Source organism: Streptomyces sp. NPDC104096 (assembly GCF_055584385.1).
Map to the genome: position 1 here is coordinate 131,086 of NZ_JBVJMD010000019.1, position 9,293 is coordinate 140,378.

General features: G+C 73.0%; 7 protein-coding genes. All 7 read right to left on the minus strand.

Features of this window, described 5'->3' with window-relative positions; genetic code table 11:
* Positions 1-17 precede the first annotated feature (17 nt).
* The 7 genes from ACZ60B_RS21070 to ACZ60B_RS21100 all read right to left on the minus strand — a co-directional run bounded on the left by ACZ60B_RS21070 (position 18) and on the right by ACZ60B_RS21100 (position 9,219).
* Positions 18-896, minus strand: a complete 879-nt coding sequence (locus ACZ60B_RS21070) for a sugar phosphate isomerase/epimerase family protein (RefSeq protein ID WP_469389066.1) — start codon at positions 894-896, stop codon at positions 18-20.
* Complete coding sequence (locus ACZ60B_RS21075; protein WP_469389068.1) at positions 893-1,813, minus strand: SCO3242 family prenyltransferase; 921 nt, start codon at positions 1,811-1,813, stop codon at positions 893-895. Before ACZ60B_RS21075 ends, ACZ60B_RS21070 begins: the two co-directional genes overlap by 4 nt.
* On the minus strand, positions 1,810-2,931 hold the full coding sequence (locus tag ACZ60B_RS21080) for an inositol-3-phosphate synthase (protein WP_469389071.1): 1,122 nt from the start codon (positions 2,929-2,931) through the stop codon (positions 1,810-1,812). The genes ACZ60B_RS21075 and ACZ60B_RS21080 overlap by 4 nt, the downstream gene beginning before the upstream one ends.
* Before the next feature lie 89 nt (positions 2,932-3,020).
* Positions 3,021-4,352 (minus strand): ThuA domain-containing protein, encoded by a 1,332-nt coding sequence (locus tag ACZ60B_RS21085; RefSeq protein ID WP_469389073.1) that lies wholly within the window; start codon positions 4,350-4,352, stop codon positions 3,021-3,023.
* 14 nt (positions 4,353-4,366) lie between these two features.
* On the minus strand, positions 4,367-6,847 hold the full coding sequence (locus ACZ60B_RS21090; RefSeq protein ID WP_469389075.1) for a PQQ-dependent sugar dehydrogenase: 2,481 nt from the start codon (positions 6,845-6,847) through the stop codon (positions 4,367-4,369).
* Positions 6,848-6,987: 140 nt separating this feature from the next.
* Entirely contained in the window at positions 6,988-7,986 is a 999-nt protein-coding gene (locus tag ACZ60B_RS21095) for a sugar phosphate isomerase/epimerase family protein (RefSeq protein WP_469389077.1), read from the minus strand.
* Positions 7,987-7,998: 12 nt separating this feature from the next.
* Positions 7,999-9,219, minus strand: coding sequence for a Gfo/Idh/MocA family protein (locus ACZ60B_RS21100; protein WP_469389079.1), 1,221 nt, complete (start codon positions 9,217-9,219; stop codon positions 7,999-8,001).
* Positions 9,220-9,293: the final 74 nt, after the last annotated feature.

Here is a 9,293-nt window from a genome sequence, read left to right on the forward strand (position 1 = left end):
GTCCCGGTGGAGTGAGGTCACGGCGCGCTCCTCCGCGGTGCGGTCGCGGGAGGGGTGTCGGCGGCGCGGCGCAGGAACGGCAGCGAGGTCGTGGCGTGGTGGGGACCGGCGTGGGAGTGACGGGGCAGTTCCACGACCGTCAGGCCCTGGTAGACGCTGGTGTCGAGGGCGGCGAGGACGGACGGGAAGTCGATCTCGCCCTCCCCGAACGGGAGGTGGTCGTGGACGCCGCGCCGCATGTCCTCGATCTGGACGTGCCGCAGCCAGGGCGCGGCGGCTCGTACGCAGTCCTCGGGCGGCAGGGGCTCCAGGCACTGGCAGTGGCCGATGTCGAGGGTGAGGCCGAGGGCGGGCGGGTCGCCGAGCAGGCCGCGCAGGTGGTGGAAGTCGGCGAGGGTGGCCAGGAGGTGGCCGGGCTCGGGTTCGACGGCGAGGGGGACGCCGGCGGCGTCCGCGGCCTCCAGCACGGGAGTGAGGGAGACGGCGAGCCGCTGCCAGGCCGTACCCGGTTCGTCCACCGTTGGCGGAACGATTCCGCTGAAGCAGTGCACGGCCTGTGCCCCGAGGTCCGCCGCCACCCGTACCGCCCGCAGGAGCAGGTCCGTGCGGCGGGCGCGGTCCTGCGGGTCCGGGTCGAGCAGGGAGGGCCCGTGCTTGCGGCGCGGGTCGAGGACGTAGCGGGCGCCGGTCTCCACGGTGACGTCCAGGCCGAGTTCGGCCAGCCGCTTGGCGACCTTGCGGGTGCGCTCGGCGAGGTGGGGGGCCAGCGGGTCGAGGTGCATGTGGTCGAGGGTCAGGCCGACGCCGTCGTAGCCGAGGTCGGCGAGCAGCGCGAGGGCGTCGTCGAGCCGCAGGTCGGTGAGGCCGTTGGTGCCGTACCCGAAGCGGAGGGTCATGTCACGCTCACCTTTCTCGACAGCCGGGCCGCCAGCGGGGCGAGCGCGGCGGTGCACAGCGCGGCGACGGGTGCGCCGGCGCGGGCGCAGAGGGCGGCCTGGAGGGGGATGGTGGCGCGGATGCCGCCGCCGACGGCCTTCTGGGTGAGCTGGGGCGAGGGGTTGAGGGAGGCGTGCAGGTAGGGGCGGGCGGCCAGGGCGGTGTAGGCGGCGGTGAGCGCGGCGCCCAGCGCCCGCGGGGCCGTGCCCTCGGCGGTGCGGCCCGGCGGGCCGGGGGTGGGTGCGGCACCCCGGCCCGCCGGGAGTCGCCGGGCGAGCAGGAGTCCGAGTGCGCCCGCCGTGGTCAGCGCGGCGAGCGGGGGCAGTGCCGCTCCCCCGGTGGTCTCGTGGCGGGAGACCGTGGTGAGGGCCAGGGTGTGGGTGCTCAGCAGCGCGGCGGAGGGCAGGGCCCGGCGCACCGTGCCGGGCTGCGGGCCGGTGGCGGCCGCGCCGAGCAGCAGGTCGAGCCCGCGGGCCGCCGCCATCGCCGCGGGTCCGGCCGCGGTGCGCTTGAGGCCCAGGTCGTACGCCCACACGGTGGCCGCCAGCGTGGTCGCGACGGCGAGGGCGGGGCGGCCCGCGCGGGCGGCGAGGGCCAGACCGGCCGCGGTGAGCGCGCCGGCCGCGGCGAGGGCGGCCGTGGGCCGGATGCGGCCGGAGGGCAGGGGCCGGTGCGGGCGCTCGACGGCGTCCTCCTCGCGGTCGGCCCAGTCGTTGAGCGCCATGCCTGCCTTGTAGAGGCACAGCGAGCAGCCGGCCGCCAGCAGGGTGCGCCGTCCGGGCCGTCCCGGCGCGGCCGCCGCCCCGGCCAGCACGTCGCCGGGGACGGTGAACAGTGCTGGCAGGCGCAGCAGTTCGGCCCAGGCGCGGGCGCTCACGCGGTCTCCCGCAGCCGCTGTCCGAACCGTACGAGCTCCGCGTACTGCTCGCCGAGCGCCGAAGGCGCCTGACCCACCGGGTCCTTGAAGTAGAAACCGAGCTCGGTCAGCGGTCCCCGGATGCCCGACTCATGGGCGCGCAGGGTCAGTCGGGCGAGGTCCAGGACCAGGGGCGCCGCGAGCGCCGAGTCGCAGCCCTGCCAGATGGTCTGGAGGATCATGCGGGTGCCGAGGAAGCCGTCGAAGGCGATGTGGTCCCAGGCGGTCTTCCAGTCGCCGAGCGCCGGTACGTCGTCGATGTGGACCTGGCCCTCGGGGCTGCCTCCGAGGGTGTCGGCCAGGACGCGTTCCTTGCCGGCGTTCTTGGCGGCGGCGGCCGCCGGGTCGGCCAGGGCCGCGCCGTCGCCGCCGCCGAGCAGGTTGGTGCCGGACCAGGCGCGCACGTCCAGCGCCCGCTGCGCGAACATCGGTCCGAGGACCGAGCGCAGCAGGGTCTGGCCGGTCTTGCCGTCCCGGCCGGCGTACGGCACGCCGGCGGTCGCGGCCACCGCGGCCAGCGCCGGGTGGTGCAGGCCGGTCGAGGGGGTGAAGTTGACGTAGCCGCAGCCGGCGCGCAGGGCCGCCGCCGCGTACAGCGAGCTCGGCGGCAGGTCCGCGCCGTCGGCGACCGGTTCGGTGGAGGCCACGTTGACCACGACGGCGCGCTCCAGCTGTCCGCGTCGTACGAAGTCCTGGATGTCGGCGGTGAAGGCGGCGATCAGTCGCTCGGTGCTCCGGGTGTCACCCGGGGCCGGGCCGCCGGGCCGTATCTCCGCGTCGGCCGCGGCGAGTTCGGCCGCCACGGCGGCCGGGAGCCCGTGCGGCAGGACACCGTCCGCGGCCAGTTCCTCGGCCCGTTTGGGCAGCGGGCAGTCCGTCGTGTCGTGGCCGCCGAAGACGAGGGACGCGAGGCCCGGCAGACCGCTGTCGGCGAACGGCGGCGTCTCGGTGACCATACCGGTGGGCGGGTGCAGGCCCGCCGCCACGGCGGCGCAGCCGGCCACGGCGGTGGTGGCGACGGAACCGCGGGCACCGATCAGCCACACCCCCACGCGGGGACGGGGAAGGGACGCGGACATGGGCAGCCTCCTTGACGGGCGCGAACCCCGAGTGGGTGAGGGTGACGAAGACGGCGGGCGGGGGTCCGGCGTCCCCCGCCCGCCGCCGCTCACCTGCCCTTGGCGGGCAGTTCCTTGATCCGGATGTCGCGGAAGGACACGTCGTCACCGGCTCCGTGGTTCTGGATGCCGATGTGTCCGTCGCGCAGGCTCCGGGCCGGATCGGTGTTGGTGAAATCGTTGATCTTCACGCCGTTGAGCCAGACGCGCAGTCGTTCGCCCTGCACGCGGATCTCGTACGTGTTCCACTCCCCCGGCGGATTCAGCGCGCGGTCGCGCTTCTTCACGTCGGCGGACCGGAAGCCGTAGACGGAGCCCGTGGTCTTCTCGGGCACGTCGGTGGCGTCGATCTGGATCTCGTAACCGTTGTCGACCGCCGACCAGGGGTCGTCCGAGGGCGGGAAGCCCACGAACACACCCGAGTTGTCGTCGCCGGCCGTCTTCCAGTCGAGCTTCAGCGAGTACGAGCCGAAGCTCTGCGGGGTGTACCAGAGCAGCCCCAGTCCGCCGTTCGACGTGAGCGTGCCGTCGTCGGAGCGGGTGAAGCCGCCCGGGCCCGCCTGTCGCCAGCCGTCCAGGGAGGTGCCGTCGAAGAGCGGCCGGTAGCCGTTCTCCGGCCGGCAGTCGGCCTGGACGTCGCCGATGACCCACCGGATGCCGCCCAGCAGATGCTGCCGGAAGGCGGGGTCGGCGTAGGACTCCTTGGTGTGGCCGCCGCCGGTGTAGAAGGCGCGGCCGCCCTGGTAGTCCTGGCACCAGGCGATCGGATGGTCGCCGTCCATGGTGCCGCCGGTGTACGACGTCTCGTCCAGGGAGGCCAGGACGTGGGCGTGCTCGCGCGGGTTCGAGCGGTAGTTGTACCACTCGTCCGTGCGCTCCCAGGTCCGGCCCAGGTGCGAGGTCGCCGGGTGGGCGCGGTCCTCCACGTTCACCGTGGCCGGCTGGATCGCCGGGTGGTTCTGGAAGTACGCGCCCGCCAGACCGCCGTAGAACGCCCAGTCGTACTCGGTGTCGGCGGCCGAGTGGACACCGACATAGCCTCCGCCGTGCCGGACGTACCCCTCGAACGCGTCCTGCTGGGCGGCGTCGAGGACGTCACCGGTGGTCGACATGAACACCACGGCGTCGTAGCGGCTCAGGTTCTTGCCGGTGAAGGCGGCCGCGTCCTCGGTGGTGTCGACGGTGAAGCCGTTCGCCCGGCCGAGCTGCTGCACGGCCTCGATGCCCTGGGGGATCGAGTCGTGCCGGAAGCCCGCGGTCTTGGAGAAGACCAGGACGCGCTTGGCGGTGTGGGCCGGGTCCGACACGGCGGGTGCGGTCATGCAGCCGAGGAGCAGTGCGGCACCGAGCGCCGCGGTGGTGGTTCTGGCCGTCGCTCTCATGGTGTCGCCTCCTCTCAGCCGGTGGTGAAGGTGAAGTCGTCGAGCTCGTACAGGGATCCGCTGCCGCCCTTGAAGACCAGGTAGAGGGCGGTGGTGCCGCGCGGTGCCTTCGACAGGTCGGCGGAGACGTCCTGGTAGGTGTCCCAGCCGCCGGTCACCGGCACGGTGGCCTTGCCCAGGAGGGTGCCGGTCGCGGATCCGGCGCGGACCTCGAGGGTGCCGCCGGCGCCGCCGGAGGCGATGCGCGCGGTGATCTTCTTGGCGTCGGACAGGACGTACGGGGTGAAGGCGATCCAGTCGCCGTTGCCGATGTCGCCGACGGTCCTGGCGCCGTGGGCGCCGGTGCGGTCGGTCACCGTCACACCGGAGGAGGTGTTGAAGTGCTCGGCCTGGCGGTGCCGGGGCTGAAGGACGCTGCGGGCGTGCGTGGTGAGCGCCTCCTGGCCGCCGCCTCCGCCGTCGGTGTACTGGGCGTCCAGGACACCGAAGACGTTGGCGTCCTGGTCGTGTCCGCCGTCGGCGCTGGTCTGGATGGTGCCGGAGCAGCCCTGCGCGGAGGTCAGCGGGTGGCCGTGGGTGTCGTGGCCGAGGATGAAGTTGACGGTGACCTTGGAGCAGTCGACCGCCTTGCCGTCCTCGGGGTCGGTCACCTTCACGTTGAACGGGATGGCGTCACCGAAGCTGAACAGCTTGCCGTCCTGCGGGAGTTGCAGGGTGACGGTGGGGGCGGTGTTGCCGACGACGACCTGGACGCCGGCGCTGCCGGTGCGGCCGGTGGTGTCCTTGGCGGTCACCGTGGCGGTGTAGGTGCCGTTCTTCTTGTACTTGTACGTGGGGTTGGCGCCGGTCGCGGTCGCCCCGTCGCCGAAGTCCCAGCTGTAGGTGAGCGCGTCGCCGTCCTGGTCACTGGAGCCGGCCGAGGAGAAGGCCACCTTCAGCGGGGCCTGTCCGGAGGTGCGGTCCGCCGCGGCCTGGGCCACCGGGGAGTGTCCGTCGGTGGCGTTCTCGATGCGGTACAGGCCCGAGTGGTCGTCGCCGCCGAACCAGGCGGTGCCGTAGTCGAGCACGTAGAGGGCGCCGTCGGGGCCGAAGGCCATGTCCATCACCTGGGTGCCGCTCCAGGGGATGTCGTTGATCGACTGGACCTTGCCGTCGGCGTCGCTGGTGACGCGCTTGATCCAGCGGCGGCCGAACTCACCGGCGAAGAAGTCGCCGTCGTAGGCCGCGGGGAACTTCACCGGCGAGTCGAGGGTGGCGTCGTAGTGGTAGACCGGGCCGCCCATCGGGGACTCGGAACCGGTGCCGAACTCCGGCACGGACGCGCCGTCGTAGGGGATCCAGGCCGGCTGGGCCGGGGGCAGGTCCGTCAGACCGGTGTTGTGCGGCGAGTCGTTCTTCGGCGCCGAGCAGTCGAACTTGGCGCCGGAGGTCTTCGTCGCGAAGTCGTAGTCGACGTAGGCGTCGTTGGCGCCGGTGCAGTACGGCCAGCCGAAGTTGCCGGCCTTGGTCACCCGGGCGAACTCGACCTGGCCGGCCGGGCCGCGGTCGGGGTCGGCCGCGCCCGCGTCGGGGCCGTAGTCGCCGACGTAGACGATGCCGGTCTTCTTGTCGACGCTGAACCGGAACGGGTTGCGGAAGCCCATGGCGTAGATCTCGGGCCGCGTCCTGTCCGTGCCGGGCGGGAAGAGGTTGCCGTCCGGGATGGAGTACGAGCCGTCGGCGTTCACCTTGACGCGCAGGATCTTGCCGCGCAGGTCGTTGGTGTTGCCCGAGGTGCGCTGGGCGTCGAAGCCGGGGTTGCGGTCGGCGCGCTCGTCCAGCGGGCTGTAGCCGTCGGACTGGAACGGGTTGGAGTCGTCGCCCGTCGACAGGTACAGGTTGCCGTCCGCGTCGAAGTCGATGTCACCGCCGACGTGGCAGCACAGGCCACGCGTGGTGGACACGTCGAGGACCTTCTTCTCGCTGGCCTTGTCGAGGGTGCCGTCGGCGTTCAGCACGAAGCGCGAGAGCCGGTTCACCCCGTCGAAGGGTGCGAAGTCGGCCGCGGTGCCGGTCTCCGGTGCGTCGCCCGCCGGGGTGTTCAACGGCGGTGCGTAGTACAGGTAGATGGCGCGGTTGTGCGCGAAGTCCGGGTCGACGCCGACGCCTTGCAGGCCCTCCTCGTCGTGGGAGTAGACGTCGAGCTTGCCGACGAGGCGGGTGTTCCCGGCGGCGTCCGTCAGCCGCAGTTCACCGTCGCGGGAGGTGTGCAGGACCGAGCGGTCCGGCAGGACGGCGAGCGACATCGGCTCGCCGACCTCCGCCTCGCCCTTGGCGAGGGTGACCTGCTGGAAGTCCTCCGTCGCCGCGGCCTGGCCGGTGACGGCAGCGCCGGCCTGGGGCATGGTCAGGGCGAGGGTGGCGCCGGCGAGCAGCGCCCCGCTGAGCAGGGCGAGCGACTTGCGCAGGCGTGTTCTGCGGTTCGCGTTGCGGGTGGTGGGGTCGTTCCCGTGCACGAATGGCCTCCAGATCGGGGCTGGTTGTACGGGCGGGTGCGTACGCCGGGATGCGCCGTCATCCCGGAGCCGTTACGAGCGGACGTCGGGGGCTGTCGTCCGGACCGGGTGGGACCGGTCCGGACGGCAGGCCCTGGGCGTCAGCTGGAGAAGGCCGCGTCGAACGAGGCCGACGGCGGCTCGAAGTCGTAGGCCCGCAGGCGGGTGAGAGCCTCGGGGGCGCCCTGGAGCCGGTCCATGCCGGCGTCCTCCCACTCCACGGAGACGGGTCCGCGGTAGTCGATCGAGCGCAGCATGCGGAAGACGTCCTCCCAGGGCACGTCGCCGTGTCCGGCCGAGACGAAGTCCCAGCCGCGGCGCGGGTCGCCCCAGGGCAGGTGGGAGCCGAGGCGGCCGTTGCGGCCGTCGAGGCGCTTGCGGGCCTCCTTGCAGTCCACGTGGTAGACGCGGTCGCGGAAGTCCCACAGGAAGCCGACCGGGTCGAGGTCCTGCCACACGAAGTGGGAGGGGTCGAAGTTCAGGCCGAACGCCGGGCGGTGGCCGACCGCCTCCAGGGCGCGGTGGGTGGTCCAGTAGTCGTAGGCGATCTCGCCGGGGTGGACCTCGTGGGCGAAGCGTACGCCCTCGGTGTCGAAGACATCGAGGATCGGGTTCCAGCGCTCCGCGAAGTCCTCGTAGCCGCGCTCGATCATCGACTCGGGAGCCGGTGGGAACATGGCGACCAGGTGCCAGATCGCGGAGCCGGTGAAGCCGATGACGGTGTCGACGCCGAAGGCCGCGGCCGCGCGGGCGGTGTCCTTGATCCGCTCCGCGGCGCGTCGCCGTACGCCCTCGGGGTCGCCGTCCGCCCAGACGTCACCCGGGAGGATGCCCCGGTGGCGTTCGTCGATGATGGCGTCGCAGACGGCCTGTCCGGTGAGGTGGTTGGAGATCGCCCAGCACTTCAGGCCGTACTTGTCGAGCAGTTGGTGGCGCGAGGCGATGTAGCCGGGATCGGCGAGTGCCTTGTCGACCTCGAAGTGGTCTCCCCAGCAGGCGAGTTCGAGACCTTCGTAGCCGAAGTCGCGGGCGAGGCGGCACACCTCTTCCAGCGGCAGGTCGGCCCACTGGCCGGTGAACAGGGTGAACGGGCGCGGCATGCGACGGGCCTTTCAGTCCGCGACGGGCGTGTAGACGGAGTTCTTCTCTGCGCTCTCCTCCACCGCCGCCAGGACCCGCTGGACCTGGAGTCCGTCGGCGAAGGAGGGATCGGGGCGACGGCCTTCGTCGATGGCGTGGACGAGATCGCGTACCTGGTGGACGAAGGTGTGCTCGTAGCCGAGACCGTGGCCCGGCGGCCACCAGGCGTCGATGTAGGGGTGGTCGGGTTCGGTGACGAGGATGCGGCGGAAACCCGCCTCGACGCCGGGATCGGTGGCGTCGTGGAACCACAGCTCGTTCAGCCGTTCCAGGTCGAAGGAGAGGGAGCCGCGTTCGCCGTTCAGCTCGATGCGCAGCGCGTTCTTGCGGCCGGTGGCGTACCGGGTGGCCTCGAAGGAGGCGAGGGCGCCGGAGGCGAACCGGCCGGTGAACAGGGCGGCGTCGTCCACCGTGACGGTGCCGGTGCCGGCCGCGGGCATCGCGGTCAGGCCGCTGCCCGCGCCGCCGGGCAGCGGCCGCTCCCGTACGAACGTCTCGGTCAGCGCCGACACTCCGGCCAGCCGCTCCCCCGCCAGGTACTGGGCGAGGTCGACGATGTGGGCACCGAGGTCGCCGAGCGCGCCGGAGCCCGCGAGTTCCCTGCGCAGCCGCCAGGTCAGCGGGAAGTCCGGGTCGGTCAGCCAGTCCTGGAGGTACGACACCCGGACGTGCCGCAGGGTGCCGAGCCGGCCGTCGGCGACCATCCGGCGGGCGAGCGCGGTGGCCGGCACCCGGCGGTAGTTGAAGCCGACCATCGCCAGCCGTCCCCGACCGTACGCCTCCTCGGCGGCCCGTGTCATCGTCACGGCCTCGTCGACGGTGTTGGCGAGGGGCTTCTCGCACAGGACGTGCTTGCCGGCGGCCAGCGCGGCGAGGGCGATCTCGGCGTGGCTGTCACCGGGGGTGCAGATGTCGACGAGGTCGACGTCGTCGCGGGCGATCAGCGCCCGCCAGTCGGTCTCCACGGCCGCCCACCCGTGCCGGTCGGCCGCCGACCGCGCCGCCGTGCCGTCCCGTCCGCACAGCACGGCCAGGACCGGTTGCCGGGGCAGGTCGAAGACGCGGCCCGCGGTGCGCCACCCCTGGGAGTGGGCGGCGCCCATGAAGGCGTAGCCGACCATGCCGACGCGCAGCGGCGGCTTCCCGGCGCCCGGTGGCGACTGTGGTTCCCCTGACGGCTGCGGCTGTTCCATGCGCTCGTCCTCCTGTCGGTCGTGGCGCGCTGGGGGGCTTGCGCCCCCAGCGCGGTGGGGCAGGCCTTGAGGGC